This is a genomic window from Chitinophaga sp. CCNWYY40 (genome assembly GCF_037483205.1).
Classification (GTDB): domain Bacteria; phylum Bacteroidota; class Bacteroidia; order Chitinophagales; family Chitinophagaceae; genus Chitinophaga; species Chitinophaga ginsengisegetis.
This window is the reverse complement of record NZ_JBBHLF010000007.1, coordinates 279887-295692: the sequence shown is the minus strand read 5'-3', so window position 1 is coordinate 295692 and position 15806 is coordinate 279887. Positions and strand designations below refer to the sequence as shown.

Genomic DNA, 15806 nt, shown 5'->3' with positions numbered 1-15806 from the left:
ACTTTATCTCCACTGCATTTTCAAAGGCAAATTGCCAGGGGCAATTTACTTATCCCGGCATCCGGGAAATATATTTATCCATTTCTTTGATCTGGCTTACGATCTGCGCAGTGGTAGGCTTTTGAGCTTTGGCCCTGCGGAAATATTCTTTGGCGGATTTGAAGTCGCGGCGGCTCATGGCAATAGAAGCCAGGGTTAACAGGGCTGCTGCCGTGTTTTCCTTGTCAGGCAAGCCTTTGCGCATCGCAATTTTCAGGTTCTGATCGGCTGTTTTCAGGTCGTTTTTCTGGTAGGCGATAGTGCCCAGCTGAAAATACTGCATCCCCTCATATTCCTTCATCGGGCTGCCGGAGTTAATGCTCTGGCGGATGGTGGATTCAGCTTTATCAAGATCATTGGAATACATAGCCATGTTGCTTTGCATAAAATAATATACAGAGCGGATGGGTTTGTACAGCAGTTTCGGGAACTTCACCTGGTTCATCAGGGCGGTGGCCCTTTCAATGTCACCGGCTTCCACGGCTTCCTGTACCATTCTCATGGGACCAAACATCACGTGTGTTACCAAACAAACCAGTGCCAGCACCAGCACAATGGTGGCTTCCCACCAGCCAACAGTAAGGCCCAGCGCAATACCACCTGCCAGTAATACAATACCGATCGGGAGGCGATATAGAATAAAAAAATTAAATGCTTTCATGAAAAAACAGTTCGTAAATCACTAATAGAGGGTGCAAAGATAAATAAAAAAAACACCTCATGGGTTTTCATTTCCGGCGTTTCAGATTCGCCATAGCAATAGCGCTTAATATGATGGCTACGCCGAGGATTTGCAGGGAAGATACGGATTCATGAAGGAAAATGGTAGCCGCCAGCATAGCGACAGGCAGCTCGGCGGCGCTGAGGATGGCGCCCAGCGACACCCCCGTTTGGGGCATCCCCTTTGAAAAAAGGAAGGGAGGCAGCACCGTACCGAAAAGGGAGAGGGGAATACCCCAGATCCACAGGCTGGTGCCGGTAAAACGGCCATTAAACAGGTACAGCGGGGGAAAGATCAGGGTAATGAGCACAAATGCGCCGGTAACAATCCAGGCGCTCTTCAGCACCGGCCCCAGTGATGCGGCCACCCGGCCGCTCACCACTATAAATACCGTGTAACAGAGGGCTGCCAGCAAACCAAAACCAATGCCTTTCCAGTTTAGCGCGGTTACAGTGTGATTAAATACGCCTCCGGCCAGCAGGGTGCCGCCAAGAATAAAAAACACCGCGAGCCATTGTACCGGGGAAGGCCGCTTTTTATAGATGATCCATTCCGCCAGCATACTCATCCAGGTAAACTGCATCAGCAATATGATAGCAATACTGGCCGGGATATATTGTACACTCTGATAATAAGTGATGCTTACCAGGCCCGTGGAGCTGCCCAGGATAAAGCAGGTGCGGGCATCTTTATTGTTTAAGCCCACTGTTTTTTTACCGGAAAATGCCTGGATGATCCATAACGCCAGCATCCCGAAACCCGCCTGCACACTGCATAATTCGCCTAATGTATATCCTTGCTGATAGCCCGATTTAACGATCGTTGATAATATCCCAAAGCTGCATGCGCCCAGAAGCACAAGCAGTATGCCTTTCCACATAAGAATTGTTTTAGTGCTGCGAATGTATGCGAATTTAGCGGAGGCCATCGCCTCCGCTAAATGTGGTTATTTCTTTTTTTCAAGGTTCGGTAACAAACCGGTAAGGAGCCCTATTAAAGGAAGATAAGCGCAAACCTGGTATACATAGGAGATACTGGTGGCATCCGCAAGACGGCCCAGCAGGGCGGAACCTACGCCGGCCATACCAAAAGCAAGACCAAAAAATAATCCTGCAATCATACCTACTTTACCCGGCACCAGTTCCTGCGCATAAACAAGAATGGCAGAGAAAGCGGAAGAGAGTATAACGCCAATGAATACACTGAGTACAGCCGTCCAGAACAAGGTGGCATGTGGCAGCAGCAATGAAAACGGCGCCACGCCCAGGATGGAGATCCAGATCACATACTTACGCCCGATACGGTCGCCAACAGGCCCGCCGATAAAGGTGCCCGCCGCTACTGCAAACAGGAAGATAAACAGGTATACCTGCGACGCCTGCGTTGAAATATGGAAACGGTCCATCAGGTAAAAAGTATAGTAGCTGGTCATGCTGGCCATGTAAAAGTATTTGGAGAAGATCAGCACCAGCAGGATGCCCAGTGAAAAGATCACGGTGGAATTGGATAGTTTCGGCCTGTTCAGCTCCAGCGCCGCTTTTTTTGGTTTGATGCGGTGTGTGTTGGAAAGGTACCATTTGCTGATGTTCAGCATAACCACAATCGCCAGCAATGCAGCTATAGAAAACCAGATCACATGAAACTGTCCGAAGGGAACAATCACCATCGCGGCCAGTAATGGACCCAGTGAGCTGCCGGCGTTGCCGCCTACCTGGAACAGGGATTGCGCCATGCCATGTTTTCCGCCGGAGGCCATGTGTGCGAGCCGGGAGGCTTCGGGGTGAAACACCGCAGAACCAACGCCTACCAGGCCTACAGATATCAGTACCATCGGGAAGCTCTGCGACAATGATAAGCATACCAGTCCAAGCAAGGAGAAGCTCATGCCAATAGCCAGTGAATAGGGCTGTGGCTTTTTATCGGTATACAGGCCCACCAGTGGCTGCAGTAGGGATGCGGACATCTGGAAGGTGAGCGTGATAAGCCCTACCTGTGTGAAATTTAGTTTCAGTGAATTTTTAAGTACCGGGTACATCGCGGGAATAAGCGATTGTAAGGTGTCGTTCAGGAAGTGGGTAAAACTCAACGCCAATAGGATAGACAGCACCGTTTGCTGTGCTGCCTGTTGTGCGGCGGCTTTGGGCTGTTCTGGTAATGTTGTTTCCATTTTTTCTTCTTTTAAGATCAGATCATCTGATGTTTTAGGGTAAAAAAATTATTTGCCGTGGTTACTGATTTTCGTTGCCCAAATCAGCGCCTTCTTTGGGTCTTTATCTATAATGCTTTGCAGCAGTGCATCGTGATAATGCTGCGTGTCAGTAAATGAATCCGTGTTGTCATAACGCAGGAGGAACGACTTTTTCAGGTGCTCTGCCACTATTCTGTACAGGTCGCGCATTATTTCATTTTTGCCTGCTTCTGCTATGGCATTATGAAAGCAGATATCCGCCTGGATACAAAGTTCCAGCTGGTTACCGGATGCATATTCAAAACGCTTTTTCAGGAAGCTTTTCATCTTTTCAATATCCTTGTTATTGCGGTGCATGGCGGCTTTCTCCGCAATTTTTACTTCCAGCAGGAAGCGCACTTCATTCAGGTCTTTGAAATCGGCCCGCTGCAACCGCTGCGACAGCGCTTCCCCGGTGCCTGATTGCGATAACACAAAGGTGCCGAGCCCCTGTTGTACCCGCACCAGTCCCCGGTGAGCCAGTATTTTCACCGCTTCCCGGATGCTGGAACGCCCTACGGAAAACTGCAGCATCAGCTCCGGTTCTGTAGGCAACTGCTGGCCTACTGCATATTTGCCGGACGTAATCAGTTCCTGCAGGCGGTCTGCCACCTCTTCAGCCAGGCTGAGTCGTTTTAAAGGAGAATTATTTGTAGTCATCATATCATCTGATGTTTGCAAAGGTAATAGAACTTTTTATTCTTTTTATCTTTTTTAGGGAGATGGGTAACGCTCATCATTTTCTGCTTTGCAGACTGTGGCAATAAGTTTATTTTGGCCGGATTGCTTATTAACATCAACTGCTATATGAGAAAACTTATTCTGTCATTATCCTTATTCATCACTTTCCACACCTATGCGCAAGATGCGCTGAAGTACCAGACTCCTCCAAAGAGTATCCTGGATCTGGCGATGGCAGCACCTTCGCCATCAACGGACTTTAGCAGCAAAGGAGATTTGATGCTGATCATGGAGCGCACCAGTTACCCGACTATTGAAGAATTATCGCAACCGGAATACAAATTGGCAGGAGCGCGTATCAACCCGGCTAACTTTGGTCCCAGCCGCGCAGGTTACATCACCGCTATCCGTATTAAAAATATTAAAGGCAATAACGAATACGCGGTAACCGGCTTGCCCGCCAATGCGCGCATCGGCAATATCAGCTGGTCGCCATCACAGAAAAGCATTGCTTTCACCCTCACGGACAACAGCCGTATTACTTTATGGAAAGCGGATGTTGCTACCGGCGCCGCCACACAACAAAGCACCCGCGCCCTCAACGATATTGCAGGCCCGGCATTTACCTGGATCGATGATAACCGCATCCTGGCGCTGGCCGTACCTGCGGCTATTGGCAAAGCACCGGAGAAACCAGTGGCTCCGGCTGGCCCCACTGTACAGCAAACCTCCGGTAAAGCCGCTCCGGCAGCCACTTACCAGGACATGCTGAAAAATCCATACGACGAGCAGTTGTTCGATTATTACTTTCAGTCCGAACCAGTAATTATCAGCGCTACCGGCGAACAGGTAATCGGTAAACCCGCTATTTATGTAACAGCTTCTCCATCGCCGGATAATCAATACCTGCTGATGGAAAGTTTGCACCGCCCATATTCCTACCTGGTAGGCGCCCACCGTTTTCCTACTGAAGTAGAGATATGGAAAATGAATGGCGAACTCGTAAAGAAACTCGCCAGCAACCCGCTGGATGAAGTACGTCCCAAAGGCTTTGATGCCACCAGCAACTATCCCCGTTACTTCTCCTGGCGCAACGATGCACCAGCCACTATCTGGTGGGTACAGGCCCTCGATGGCGGCGATCCTAAAAAGGAAGTGCCCTTCCGCGATGTAGTGAATACCTTGCCAGCTCCCTTCAGCGCCACGCCGCAGGAACTGGTGAAAACAGTGAACCGCTTTGCCGGCATCAGTTGGGCCAACAACGAGCTCGCACTGGTATCTGATGCCAACAGCACGCAGCAGAAAGTAAAGGTGAGCCGTATAAACCCTGCTAACCCTTCGCAGGCGCCGGTTACGCTGATCGATCGTTCTGAAAACGACCGTTACAACGATCCGGGAACCCCCGTAACTATAAAGAACCAATACAACCGATCTGTATTATACGTGTCGCCTTCACATGAACTGCTGATGACGGCGCCCGGTGCTTCTCCTGAAGGAGACCGCCCATTCCTGTCTTCTTTTAATTTAAATACCGGCAAACAAAATATCCTGTGGCGCTCCGCTGCGCCTTACTACGAGCAGGTGGCCGATGTGATTGATCCTGCCAGGCTCGTGGTAGTGACAGCACGTGAATCGGTTTCATCTCCCGTAAACTACTACCTGCAAAATCTGAAAAAGAAAACATCCGTGGCGCTCACGGCATTTCCTCATCCACAACCACAACTGAAAGGCGTGCAGAAACAACTGCTGAAATACAAACGCAAAGATGGTGTGGATCTCACCGCTATGTTATACCTGCCGGAAGGCTATGACTCCGCCAAAGACGGCCGCCTGCCGGTGCTGATGTGGGCTTATCCACGCGAATATAAATCTGCCAGCGATGCTGCTCAGGTACGTGGTTCTGCCTATAGATTTACCCGCGTAAATTATGGTTCGCCTATCTTTTGGGTAACCCGCGGCTTTGCGGTAATGGATGCTACCGAAATGCCTATTGTAGGGGAGGGCGATAAAGAACCCAATGATACTTTCATCGACCAGCTGGTGATGAATGCGGAAGCTGCCGTAAACAAGGTCACGGAAATGGGCGTGGGCGATAAGGACCGTATAGCAGTGGGTGGCCATTCTTACGGCGCCTTTATGACTTCTAACCTGCTGGCACATACGAACCTGTTCAAAGCAGGTATTTCCCGCAGTGGCGCCTATAACCGTACTTTAACACCATTCGGATTCCAGAACGAACAACGCACCTACTGGCAGGCGCCGGAAGTGTATTATAAAATGTCGCCTTTCTCTTATGCCGATAAGTTGAAAACGCCTATCCTCCTCATTCACGGGGAAGCCGATAATAACTCCGGCACATTCCCTATCCAGAGCGAACGACTGTACAACGCCATTAAAGGCAACGGCGGTACGGCGCGCCTGGTATTCCTGCCACAGGAAAGCCATGGCTATGCTGCCCAGGAAAGTATCCTGCATATGCTGTGGGAAATGGACGAATGGCTGATGAAATATGTAAAGCAATAAAGATCGCTCCTGTAATATCTGTGATGATCTGCCCGGATCATCACAGATATTATCATCATAAGTAAAAAGTACCATTAAAGCCCCTAATACCACAACCCCCGTTCCCACTTCCTTTGTACCTTTGTTGCATCATGTCAAAGGCGCTCATTCCAACATACGATATCTGTTCTCTGGCTATGGGGAAGCCGGCATCTGAGGATATACTGGTGGCCAGGTTTTCAGATTACCTGGCAGCACACCGGGATATTCATTTCCCACACCGGCATTCGTTTTATCATCTGGCATTTTTTACTGCCGGGAGTGGAAGCCATACGATCGACTTTGAAAAATTCCCGGTAAAGCCGGGGCAATTATATTTTATGGTACCCGGCCAGGTACATAGCTGGTTTTTTTCCGGTGAGATAGAAGGTTACGTAATGAATGTATCTGCCGGGTTCTTTAATGCCTTCCTGCAGGATGCGGACTACGTGGAACGGTTTCCTTTTTTCAGCGGGGTGAGTGCAGAAGGAGTGGTACAACTTCCCAAAGCCGCCATTCCCGTGGTAACTGCGCAGTTTGAAGGCATGCTGAAAGAAATAAAAGGTGAGCAGGCTTACAGCCAGGATATGCTGCGGTTGCAGGTGCTGGGAATGTTTATCGCAGTAAGCCGCGCCAGCAGGCAGGGGGAATCGCGGCAGGAGTTGCCGCATAATTATGTGCTGCTGCGCAATTTCCGCAAACTGGTGGAACAGCATTATATGCAGTTGCGGTTACCGAAAGAATATGCTGCCCTGCTGTATGTAACACCTAACTATCTCAATGCCTTTTGCCGGCATATGTTAGGGAAATCGGCCGGGGAAATTATCCGCGACCGGGTACTGCTGGAAGCAAAACGATTATTAATCAATGCAGATATGAGTATTGCCGCTATCGCCTACCAGCTCAATTTTGCAGACAATTCTTACTTCACCAAGTTTTTTAAAAAATACGCAGGAACAACACCGGAAGAGTTCCGGAAAAATATTTCCTGATAAATCTTTCATTATATGTGTGCAGATAAAAATAATGTAAAACCCAACCTGCTGAAAAGCCTGTTGGGGAACAAGTGCGCCCGTTGCAGAAGGGGGGCTATCTATACTACCCAAAATCCCTATGACCTGAAAAACTGTTTAAAGATGCCCGATGTTTGCCCGGTATGCGGTCAGCCGGTGGAAGTGGAAGTAGGGTTTTATTACGGTACCGGCTATGTGAGCTATGCACTGTCCATCGCCGTATGCGTGGCCAGTCTTATCGCCTGGTGGCTGTTCATTGGCTTCTCCATTTACGACAACCGGATTTTCTGGTGGCTTGGCGTAAACGCCCTGCTGCTGATAATACTGCAACCCCTGCTGATGCGATGGTCCCGCACCATCTGGATGGCATTTTTTGTATACTACGACGAAAACTGGCACCAGGGCCCTCCGCAGGGCACCGGCAGATCAAACGCTACATTTAAGAACGCAATATAATAGGCCAACAGGACAGGCAAGAAGTCGATAGGACGGAGATGGTAATTTACGGATCTATGGAGAGAACAAACGGAGCACTTATCCGTTATTATCTTTCTATAGGTCCGTTTTTCGTTAATAAGGCAACGCCCCTGATGTATGAAGATAAATAATTTGTTATCTTGTATTGTCATTTGGCCCCTTATTCCAGTTGTAGCCTTTACTAACATCAATGATTATACGATGATGTTTTTCAGACAGCCCGGAAAGTTTCTACTCATTTTTATTTTTCTATTGTCAGTGAAGCCCCGGCTGAACGCGCAGGATAGCACCATGCTGCAACTCCCGGCACAATGGACTTTACAGCAGTGTTTCGATTATGCGCTGAAAAACAATATCCAGTTAAACAGCCTGCGCCTGAGCAAAATGAGCAGTGACCAGGATCTGTTGCTGTCACGCGCCGCAAAGCTGCCTAACCTTACCGGCTCAGTTTCCCAGGATCTTAATGGTGGTAAATCTGTCACTGCCGCCGGCAATTCTTCTTACCGGGTAAATACCACCGGCAATTACGGTGTTAATTCAAGTGTTACGCTTTTCCAGGGAGGATACCTGAATAATGATATTAAGCAGAAGAACCTGCTCACACAGGTGGCAGGACTGAATATTGCGCAGCAGGTGAATGATATCACGGTGTTGATTACACAAGCCTATCTGAATATCCTGCTGGCAAAAGAAAACATTGTATATGTGCAGGACGTGGTAGCCACCTCCGAAGCCCAGGTAAAACAAGGACAACAACAATATGATGTGGGCAGCATCGCGCTGATAGGGCTGGTGCAGTTAAAGGCACAGTTATCGAACGACCGTTACCTGCTGGTGACCGCCGAAAACCAGCACCGGCAAAACAAGCTGGTGCTGAAACAACTGTTGCAGTTACCCAGCAGCTACAATTTTGAAATCCAGGAACCGGATACGCTGATCACCAACACCCGGTTGTATGCGTTGCAGGAAGTACAGGATTCCGCACTGGCGAACAGGCCGGAAGTAAAAAGCAGCGAGCTGGGTATCCAGGTGTCCAACCTGGACCTGGCAAAGGCGCGGGCGGGGTATTTGCCCACGCTTACAGCAGGAGGGGCATTGGGATCTTCTTATGTTAGCGGAGGAGCCAACAGCGCCTATTTCAAGCAAATGGATAATAATTTTTATCAGCAGATAGGGCTCACATTGTCTGTTCCCATCTTCACCCGGCGGGTCGTGAAAACCAATGTGGAGAAAGCAAAAATAGAAGTGGATCAGTCGAAGCTGGTTGTACAGGATACCAAAACAAATCTTACACAAACTATTGAACAATCCTATATCGATGTGCTCAATGCGCAATCGCAGTACGATGCTGCTGTGGAGCAGTTGAAATATTCACAGGAAGGTTACCGGATTGCCAGCGAACAACTGAAGGTGGGCGCTGCCAATATCGTGGTTTTTCTTCAGCAGAAGAATTTATATATACAGGCATTACAATCTTATATACAGGCGAAATACAATGCTGCTCTGAATATCAGGATATATGATTTTTACAGGGGCATACCGGTAAAACTATAAATGTAATTGAGGTATGAGAAAATATAAAGGTGTTATCATAACGGTGGTGATCATACTGCTGCTGGTGGCGATCTGGTTTTTCTTTATCAGGAAGAAAGAAGAACCGGTTAGGTTTGATACCGCCAAACCGGAATACGGGCACATTGCCACTACGGTAACCGCCACCGGCACCATTCAGCCGGTTGATACGGTAGCGGTGGGTACCCAGGTGTCCGGTACGCTCAAATACCTGTACGTGGACTTTAACACCCAGGTAAAAAAAGGACAACTGCTGGCGGAACTGGATAAAGATCTTTTCCAGGCACAGGTAGATCAGCTGCGGGCCAACGTGCAGGTAGCGCAAACCAACCTGGAATACCAGAAGAATAATTTTCAGCGGCAGGAACTGCTATATAAAACAGGCGCCATCAGCAAAGCCGACTATGACATTGCCGCCAACCAGATAGGACAGGCCAAAGCAAATCTTGCCAGTGTAAATGCCCAGTTGAATTCATCATTAAAGAACTTCTCCTTTACAGAAATTCATTCACCGATCGACGGCGTGGTACTTAACCGGAATGTAAGCGTAGGACAAACAGTAGCCGCCAGTTTCAACACGCCTACTTTGTTTGTAATTGCAAAGGATATCACCAAAATGCAGGTAGAAGCGAGTGTGGATGAAGCAGATATCGGCAATGTAAAAGATTCACTTCGTGTAACCTTTACCGTAGATGCCTACCTGGAAGATGTTTTTGCCGGGCGTGTGCAGGAAATCAGGCTGCAGCCCTCGGTTTCTTCCAATGTGGTTACCTACAATACCATTATCAATGCGCCGAATGATAACAGGAAGCTGAAACCAGGCATGACCGCCAACGTTACTATTTATACGGCAGAGAAAGACTCTGCCCTGCTGCTGCCTGTAAAGGCGCTTAAATTTATTCCCGACTCCGTACAGTTAAAGGATTATGTGATACAAAGTGCAGTGAGAAGAACCCGCAATACTGCGCAAACAAAGGATACCACGGGCGGTAAGTTCAAAAGCACCACCCGCATAGGTTCCTCCAATTATGTGTGGATTTTGCGCGGGGATACGCTGGTGCAAAAACATGTGAGAACAGGACTGAACGACAATACACATATTGAAGTACTCTCAGGGCTAAACGAAAATGATATTGTAGTGACAGGTATCACAGCCGGGGGAGCCGTAGCGGCAGCGGGTGGTACCAGTCCGTTTTTACCAAAAATGGGAGGGCGAAGACGATGAACAGCAACAAGATATTGGAACTACAGCAGATCAAGCGTGAATTTGTGATGGGAACCGAAACGGTACGCGCATTAAAGGGCGTGTCTTTTGATGTATTTGCCGGGGAGTTTGTCACCATCATGGGAAGCAGTGGTTCCGGAAAAACCACGCTGCTCAATATTCTCGGCTGCCTCGATAAACCTACTTCGGGCAGTTACCTGCTGGATGGCGTGAATGTGAGTGGCCTGTCGCGCAACGAACTGGCGCGGTTGCGGAATCATAAAATAGGATTTGTGTTCCAGGCATACAACCTGTTACCACGTACCTCTGCATTGGAAAATGTGGAGTTGCCGCTGTTTTACAACCCGGAGCTGTCTGTGCAGGAGCGGCGCGACCGGGCGCTGGGTGCGCTCCAGGCGGTGAAGCTGGCAGACCGGGAAGATCATACCCCCAGCCAGCTTTCCGGCGGGCAGCAGCAAAGGGTAGCCATTGCGAGGGCGTTGGTCAATCAGCCGGTGATGATCCTGGCCGATGAAGCCACCGGTAACCTGGATACCCGTACTTCTTACGAAATCATGGCCCTGATGCAGGACCTGAACCAGGAAGGCAAAACGATTGTATTCGTTACACACGAACCGGATATAGCGGCATTCAGCAGCAGAACGGTGATGCTGCGCGACGGAAAAGTGGTGAAAGACAGCAAGAACGAAAACGTACGCTCGGCAAAGGAAGCACTGGCAGCATTGCCTCCGGCCGAAGACTATTAACTAACCGAAAGCATGAGTGCAATCAATCTCATAATGATAGCGTTAAAGGCGTTGCAGCGTAATAAGCTGCGGGCATTCCTGACCATGCTGGGGATCATCATCGGTGTAGCCGCCGTTATTGCGATGGTGGCTATCGGGCAGGGTTCAAAGGAAAGTATCCAGACGCAACTGAGCAGTATGGGGTCTAATATGATCACCATTTTGCCCAGCAGTAACGTAGCCGGTGGGGTAAGAATAGGAGGAGAGAGCTTTCAGTCGCTTACCATTGCAGACGTTTTAGCCATACAAAAGAATGCGGAATATGTAAGCGCAGTGTCGCCGGTGGCGTCTACCAAAGGACAGGCCATTTACGGGGCGCTGAACTGGCCTACTTCCCTGCAGGGAGTGGCCCCTTCTTATTTTGATATCAGGAAGCTTACGGTGAGCGATGGCATCAGTTTTTCTGATGCCGACGTGGCTACCGCCGCAAAGGTGTGCGTATTGGGCCAAACCGTGATCAAGAACCTGTTTCCCAGTGGGGAAAGTCCCGTAGGAAAGGTGATCCGCCTGGGTTCCATCCCGTTACAGGTAATAGGTACGCTGGCGCCAAAAGGGCAAAGCTCTTTCGGGCAGGACCAGGATGATATCATCCTGACACCATACACTACCGTGCAAAAGCGTATCCTGGCTACCATTTATTTCCAGAGTATTTATGCTTCCGCGGTGAGTGAAGGCGCTTCTGATCAGGCTACCAATGAAATTATAGACATCCTCAGAACCACGCACCGGTTACGGCCTGCCGACGAAAATAATTTCCAGGTACGAACAATGGAAGAGCTGATAAAAACGCTGAGTTCCACCACCAGTTTGCTCACTATCCTGTTAACCGCTATTGCCGGTATTTCGCTGGTGATTGGTGGTATTGGTATCATGAACATTATGTATGTATCTGTTACAGAACGCACCCGGGAAATAGGGTTGCGTATGTCTATCGGCGCCAGGGGCATTGATATTTTACTGCAGTTCCTGGTGGAAGCCATTATTATTAGCGTAACGGGTGGTTTAATAGGGGTGGTGCTGGGGATTACATCTGCCAAAGTAATTACGCTCACGCTTGGCTGGCCTACGTTGGTATCGGAGTCTTCTATTATCCTTTCTTTTGTGGTATGTGCTTTTACGGGGGTGTTTTTTGGCTACTATCCGGCGCAGGCGGCGTCCCGGCTGGATCCTATTGAAGCCTTGCGTTACGAGTAATTATTTACGCGTTACAGTCGTACGGAACGGCAATGCCCTCTGCGATCCATTTTATAAAAGCGCTTTCTCTTTCAAATTGCAGCAGGTTAAGCTGGTGCCCGGTGATATCTTCCAGTGAAAAACCATCGGCATGGGTTTCGATGGCCTGCCGGGTGGCTAGTTCCTGTTCGGTGCTGTAGTGTCCAAGCAGTTTTTTGAGTTCAAACACCACGCTGTCGGAGGTGTCGTTGGCGTGGATAACCGCTACCACAAATTCGTATTCCCCAAATTGCTGCAGCGCTGCAATGGTCCTGGTATTTACCTTGTAACAGGTGCCTGGTTTCAGTTGCATAAGCGGGTATTTATTGGCAATATGAATATACGTAACAATATCTGTTTTTACCGGCAACAAAAAAGCCGGCAGGTTTCCCTGGCCGGCTTATTTTATGGCAGTGTAGATCTAGTCTTTTTTCTTGTCATGTATCTGCGATTTCTTCAGATACACCTTTTTGCCTTTTCCGTCTACAATGTATTTCCTGTCTTTTTTATCGATGTAAACGGTTTCTCCGTTGGGGCCTTCCTTGCCTTTAAAGGTTTTATCTGTAATGGTGGAGGCTCCTTTAACAGCTATAGAGGCTGTTTTGTTCCCTATTTTTTTGGCGGTACTATCAATTCCTTGTGCAAATGTGTGCTGGCCGGCCAGTGTTACCGCTACGCCTATGGCCGCAGCTATCAGCAGTTTTGGAGTTTTCATGTTTATTGTTTTTAATTTTAGTTTTAAAAAAAATGATTGCCTGACGCTGGTTATTATTCAACAATAATGCCACTTGATTTGTTTATTGAAATACAGTTTTTTACAGATGTACTTTTTACCGTATTGCTGGTACATACCGGGGATTTTCCCGGGACGGGGTCATTAAAATTTCGTATATTCATTTACGGTAAGCCCTCTGCCTGTGAAGTAATCGAAAGGTCTGTATCTATCTGTTCCTACACCTCACAGGGAGAATTAAAGTAACGCGTAGCTGTAACATAACCGGTAGTTGATTTCTCCTTATTAACTGATGCTAAAAAAAATGACTGTTATCCGTAACAGCAGGGGGATTATTTATGCATAAAAAAACACCTTCCGGACTGCCCGTAGTCCGGAAGGTGTTGCCCGTGTTGAATGCTTACAATTAATTGCCCCAGAAAGTATCTTCCTGACTGATATCTTCCGCATATATTTTCGCTGCCACAATTTTACCATCTTCTACCGTATATACGTCTACGTTATCGGTATGCAGTTCTGCTCCCGGCCGGGATGCTTTCCAGGTAAGTACTACAGACGCCTGGTTGCCGTTCACCGCAATGGTTTTGATGGCCGACAGGGACATCGTATTTTGTGATACTTCAAACATACCGCCTACCATCTGGAATACTTCCCCGCTGGACTTTTTGATACCGGAGAAGCGGTTGCTGCCCGGTTGTTCCCAGCTTACTTCGGGGTGTAGCAGTGCGCCTAATTTTTCAAGGTTTACCTGTTGTACGGCGTTTACAAAATCGGTTACTACCTGTAATGTTTGTTGTTCCATTTTTATACTTTTTAGTTGTTGATGAATTGATAATGCAAAGCTATTACCCGGCACCTCTTTATCGTTTACCTTTACACGACAATTACTTACCATTTGCCGACATGATGATTTTTGTAAACACCGTACGAAATACCTTTGCTATATGAAACAGCTGGTATTAAGTATTATCGCATATGCTGTGCAGCGGGATGTAGATGCAGCACAGCTCTGTAAGCTGGCCGGTATTGATCTGGCGGCACTGAAAAAAAGCCATACTGCGCCTGTTACTGCGCAGCAGTTGCAGGACCTGTGGCTGAATGCAGCCCGGCTAACCAACGATCCCCTGTTTGGGTTGCACTTCGGTGAATCCCTGCAACCTGCTGCGTTGGGGGTGGTGGGAGAAATTATCCGGAGCAGCGCTACCGTGGGGGAGGCATTAACGCATGCCGCGGCGCTAACACACCTGGTAACGGACCAGTGCCGGATGGAAGTAACCCGCTCCGCTAAAAGTTTCACGGTGCGGCTGCTGCCGGCGGTTGACTATGGCGCCGCGCCACCGTATGCTTTCCGCCAACTGATTGATCTTTTACTGATGATGGTGATTCACGAACTGGATGGCCTGCTGCTGGAGAAAATAGTGCCGCAGGCAGCCCGGCTGGCTTATACCGTTCCTGACCCGGCTGAATATGAGCGCGTTTTTCGTTGTAAGCCTTCAAAACGGGTGGGAGACTATGTATTGGTATTTGACAGCAGGTATTGGGACGAACCGCTGTTAACGGCCAATTATGAGCTTCAGAACCTGCTGCTGCAAAAGGTAAGCAGTTTACCTCAAACGGCGGGTCAGCAGAAAACCTTACAAAACAGGATCTACAACTACCTGCTGGCCAATTCATACCTCGGTGTGTCGTCGCTGAACGACATGGCGGCTAACTTCAATTTGAGTCCCCGGAGTTTACAACGTAAACTGAAAGAGGAAGGCGTAAAATATCAGGATATTGCAGATGCGGTGCGGCATTCACTGGCGGTGTATTATATTTCTTCCGGTAATTACCCCTTGAAAGATATTTCCTGGATGCTTGGTTATAATGAGTTAAGTGCTTTTACAAGGGCTTTTAAGCGGTGGACAGGCAGTTCGCCGGTACAGTATAATCAATCGTTGTAGTTCAGGAAGGTGTCTTTGTGCACGATTCCCCATTTCTTCACAAAAATATATTCTCCTTTCTCCAGGGCAGTGAGATAATCCTGCAGCCATTCTTCAAATGAACCGGCTACAATGGCCCGGTGACTGTCGTCGTGCCAGAACGTAATCACTTGTCCGCGTTTACCTTCTGGTGCAGGGTCCAGGTCAATACAAAGGTGATTACCAAAGCCATCGCCGGTAAAAGGGATCCATAAAGGATTCCACCAGTCGTTTTTTATGCCGGTATCCGGTGTGGAGAGTACAGGTTCGTCATGATAGTTGAAAGTTCCGGCATCCAGCAGGTCTTTCCAGTGATGCCACTGGGTGGTGATGTCTTCCACGCTCAGGAGTTGATCAGCGTCTACCAGCCCGGCCCTGGCTTTCTGTTGTCCGTTGTGAATAGCATAAAATGCTTTAAAGGAAGCCGGCATGGCCGTTCCTATTAGTTTTTCAAGAGATTCCACCGCCTCAAAAGTAACGCCGGGATGGAGGATGTTAAGCAACCTGGGGGCGTGCTGCTGCATCCAGTTCTCCCATCTGAGCCAATATTGCTGCATATGGTATGGGTTTTAACGACTATAAAGATGTGAAATTTAATCAATAAATTTATTCATTCCCA

Annotated in this window: 16 protein-coding genes; 8 read left to right on the top strand and 8 right to left on the bottom strand. The window is 48.4% G+C overall.

All coding sequences use genetic code 11. The features are described 5' to 3' along the window. Positions 1-49: 49 nt before the first annotated feature. From V7S65_RS26765 to V7S65_RS26750, 4 genes are all read right to left on the bottom strand, one after another. Positions 50-700: a tetratricopeptide repeat protein gene (locus tag V7S65_RS26765; protein WP_079471121.1), complete on the bottom strand. Its 651-nt coding sequence runs from the start codon at positions 698-700 to the stop codon at positions 50-52. A gap of 67 nt (positions 701-767) precedes the next feature. Continuing rightward, positions 768-1640 carry an EamA family transporter gene (locus V7S65_RS26760; protein ID WP_336388977.1) on the bottom strand — a complete coding sequence of 291 codons (873 nt, stop codon included), beginning with the start codon at positions 1638-1640 and terminating at the stop codon, positions 768-770. Between the two features lie 66 nt (positions 1641-1706). After that, the gene (locus tag V7S65_RS26755) at positions 1707-2927 is read right to left on the bottom strand and encodes an MFS transporter (RefSeq protein ID WP_079471119.1); all 1221 of its coding nucleotides are present in this window, start codon (positions 2925-2927) and stop codon (positions 1707-1709) included. A gap of 48 nt (positions 2928-2975) precedes the next feature. Continuing rightward, a complete protein-coding gene (locus V7S65_RS26750; RefSeq protein WP_336388978.1) occupies positions 2976-3650 on the bottom strand; it encodes a FadR/GntR family transcriptional regulator in 675 nt (224 codons plus the stop codon). A gap of 144 nt (positions 3651-3794) precedes the next feature. Here V7S65_RS26750 and V7S65_RS26745 point away from each other — a divergent pair, with 144 nt between their 5' ends. From V7S65_RS26745 to V7S65_RS26715, 7 genes are all read left to right on the top strand, one after another. After that, positions 3795-6191, top strand: coding sequence for a S9 family peptidase (locus tag V7S65_RS26745; RefSeq protein WP_336388979.1), 2397 nt, complete (start codon positions 3795-3797; stop codon positions 6189-6191). Positions 6192-6322: 131 nt separating this feature from the next. Next, entirely contained in the window at positions 6323-7201 is an 879-nt protein-coding gene (locus tag V7S65_RS26740) for a helix-turn-helix domain-containing protein (RefSeq protein WP_079471117.1), read from the top strand. A gap of 15 nt (positions 7202-7216) precedes the next feature. Next, positions 7217-7678 carry a DUF983 domain-containing protein gene (locus tag V7S65_RS26735; protein ID WP_079471116.1) on the top strand — a complete coding sequence of 154 codons (462 nt, stop codon included), beginning with the start codon at positions 7217-7219 and terminating at the stop codon, positions 7676-7678. A 222-nt stretch (positions 7679-7900) separates the two neighbouring features. Continuing rightward, positions 7901-9253 carry a TolC family protein gene (locus V7S65_RS26730; protein ID WP_336388980.1) on the top strand — a complete coding sequence of 451 codons (1353 nt, stop codon included), beginning with the start codon at positions 7901-7903 and terminating at the stop codon, positions 9251-9253. 13 nt (positions 9254-9266) lie between these two features. Then, positions 9267-10496 carry an efflux RND transporter periplasmic adaptor subunit gene (locus V7S65_RS26725; protein WP_111579876.1) on the top strand — a complete coding sequence of 410 codons (1230 nt, stop codon included), beginning with the start codon at positions 9267-9269 and terminating at the stop codon, positions 10494-10496. Beyond that, the gene (locus V7S65_RS26720) at positions 10493-11242 is read left to right on the top strand and encodes an ABC transporter ATP-binding protein (protein WP_336388981.1); all 750 of its coding nucleotides are present in this window, start codon (positions 10493-10495) and stop codon (positions 11240-11242) included. Before V7S65_RS26725 ends, V7S65_RS26720 begins: the two co-directional genes overlap by 4 nt. 12 nt (positions 11243-11254) lie before the next feature. Further along, positions 11255-12475, top strand: a complete 1221-nt coding sequence (locus tag V7S65_RS26715; protein ID WP_336388982.1) for an ABC transporter permease — start codon at positions 11255-11257, stop codon at positions 12473-12475. A 4-nt stretch (positions 12476-12479) separates the two neighbouring features. On the opposite strand, the gene V7S65_RS26710 is transcribed toward V7S65_RS26715, so the two are convergent. The 3 genes from V7S65_RS26710 to V7S65_RS26700 all read right to left on the bottom strand — a co-directional run bounded on the left by V7S65_RS26710 (position 12480) and on the right by V7S65_RS26700 (position 14028). Beyond that, positions 12480-12806: a hypothetical protein gene (locus V7S65_RS26710; protein ID WP_133256261.1), complete on the bottom strand. Its 327-nt coding sequence runs from the start codon at positions 12804-12806 to the stop codon at positions 12480-12482. Positions 12807-12914: 108 nt separating this feature from the next. Further along, complete coding sequence (locus V7S65_RS26705) at positions 12915-13208, bottom strand: hypothetical protein (protein WP_111579877.1); 294 nt, start codon at positions 13206-13208, stop codon at positions 12915-12917. 424 nt (positions 13209-13632) lie between these two features. Next, on the bottom strand, positions 13633-14028 hold the full coding sequence (locus V7S65_RS26700) for a nuclear transport factor 2 family protein (RefSeq protein WP_336388983.1): 396 nt from the start codon (positions 14026-14028) through the stop codon (positions 13633-13635). A 142-nt stretch (positions 14029-14170) separates the two neighbouring features. Here V7S65_RS26700 and V7S65_RS26695 point away from each other — a divergent pair, with 142 nt between their 5' ends. After that, positions 14171-15169 carry an AraC family transcriptional regulator gene (locus V7S65_RS26695; protein ID WP_336388984.1) on the top strand — a complete coding sequence of 333 codons (999 nt, stop codon included), beginning with the start codon at positions 14171-14173 and terminating at the stop codon, positions 15167-15169. Here the strand turns inward: V7S65_RS26695 and V7S65_RS26690 are convergent. Beyond that, positions 15157-15744 (bottom strand): SMI1/KNR4 family protein, encoded by a 588-nt coding sequence (locus V7S65_RS26690; RefSeq protein WP_079471107.1) that lies wholly within the window; start codon positions 15742-15744, stop codon positions 15157-15159. The genes V7S65_RS26695 and V7S65_RS26690 overlap by 13 nt on opposite strands. Positions 15745-15806 lie beyond the last annotated feature (62 nt).

Bases quoted from the DNA above. Each gene is read 5' to 3' on its own strand.
- V7S65_RS26735 (WP_079471116.1), top strand. From the start codon at position 7,217: ATGTGTGCAGATAAAAATAATGTAAAACCCAACCTGCTGAAAAGCCTG.
- V7S65_RS26715 (WP_336388982.1), top strand. From the start codon at position 11,255: ATGAGTGCAATCAATCTCATAATGATAGCGTTAAAGGCGTTGCAGCGT.
- V7S65_RS26745 (WP_336388979.1), top strand. From the start codon at position 3,795: ATGAGAAAACTTATTCTGTCATTATCCTTATTCATCACTTTCCACACC.
- V7S65_RS26755 (WP_079471119.1), bottom strand. From the start codon at position 2,927: ATGGAAACAACATTACCAGAACAGCCCAAAGCCGCCGCACAACAGGCA.
- V7S65_RS26720 (WP_336388981.1), top strand. From the start codon at position 10,493: ATGAACAGCAACAAGATATTGGAACTACAGCAGATCAAGCGTGAATTT.
- V7S65_RS26730 (WP_336388980.1), top strand. From the start codon at position 7,901: ATGATGTTTTTCAGACAGCCCGGAAAGTTTCTACTCATTTTTATTTTT.
- V7S65_RS26705 (WP_111579877.1), bottom strand. From the start codon at position 13,208: ATGAAAACTCCAAAACTGCTGATAGCTGCGGCCATAGGCGTAGCGGTA.
- V7S65_RS26710 (WP_133256261.1), bottom strand. From the start codon at position 12,806: ATGCAACTGAAACCAGGCACCTGTTACAAGGTAAATACCAGGACCATT.
- V7S65_RS26760 (WP_336388977.1), bottom strand. From the start codon at position 1,640: ATGTGGAAAGGCATACTGCTTGTGCTTCTGGGCGCATGCAGCTTTGGG.
- V7S65_RS26700 (WP_336388983.1), bottom strand. From the start codon at position 14,028: ATGGAACAACAAACATTACAGGTAGTAACCGATTTTGTAAACGCCGTA.
- V7S65_RS26750 (WP_336388978.1), bottom strand. From the start codon at position 3,650: ATGATGACTACAAATAATTCTCCTTTAAAACGACTCAGCCTGGCTGAA.
- V7S65_RS26695 (WP_336388984.1), top strand. From the start codon at position 14,171: ATGAAACAGCTGGTATTAAGTATTATCGCATATGCTGTGCAGCGGGAT.
- V7S65_RS26725 (WP_111579876.1), top strand. From the start codon at position 9,267: ATGAGAAAATATAAAGGTGTTATCATAACGGTGGTGATCATACTGCTG.
- V7S65_RS26740 (WP_079471117.1), top strand. From the start codon at position 6,323: ATGTCAAAGGCGCTCATTCCAACATACGATATCTGTTCTCTGGCTATG.
- V7S65_RS26690 (WP_079471107.1), bottom strand. From the start codon at position 15,744: ATGCAGCAATATTGGCTCAGATGGGAGAACTGGATGCAGCAGCACGCC.
- V7S65_RS26765 (WP_079471121.1), bottom strand. From the start codon at position 700: ATGAAAGCATTTAATTTTTTTATTCTATATCGCCTCCCGATCGGTATT.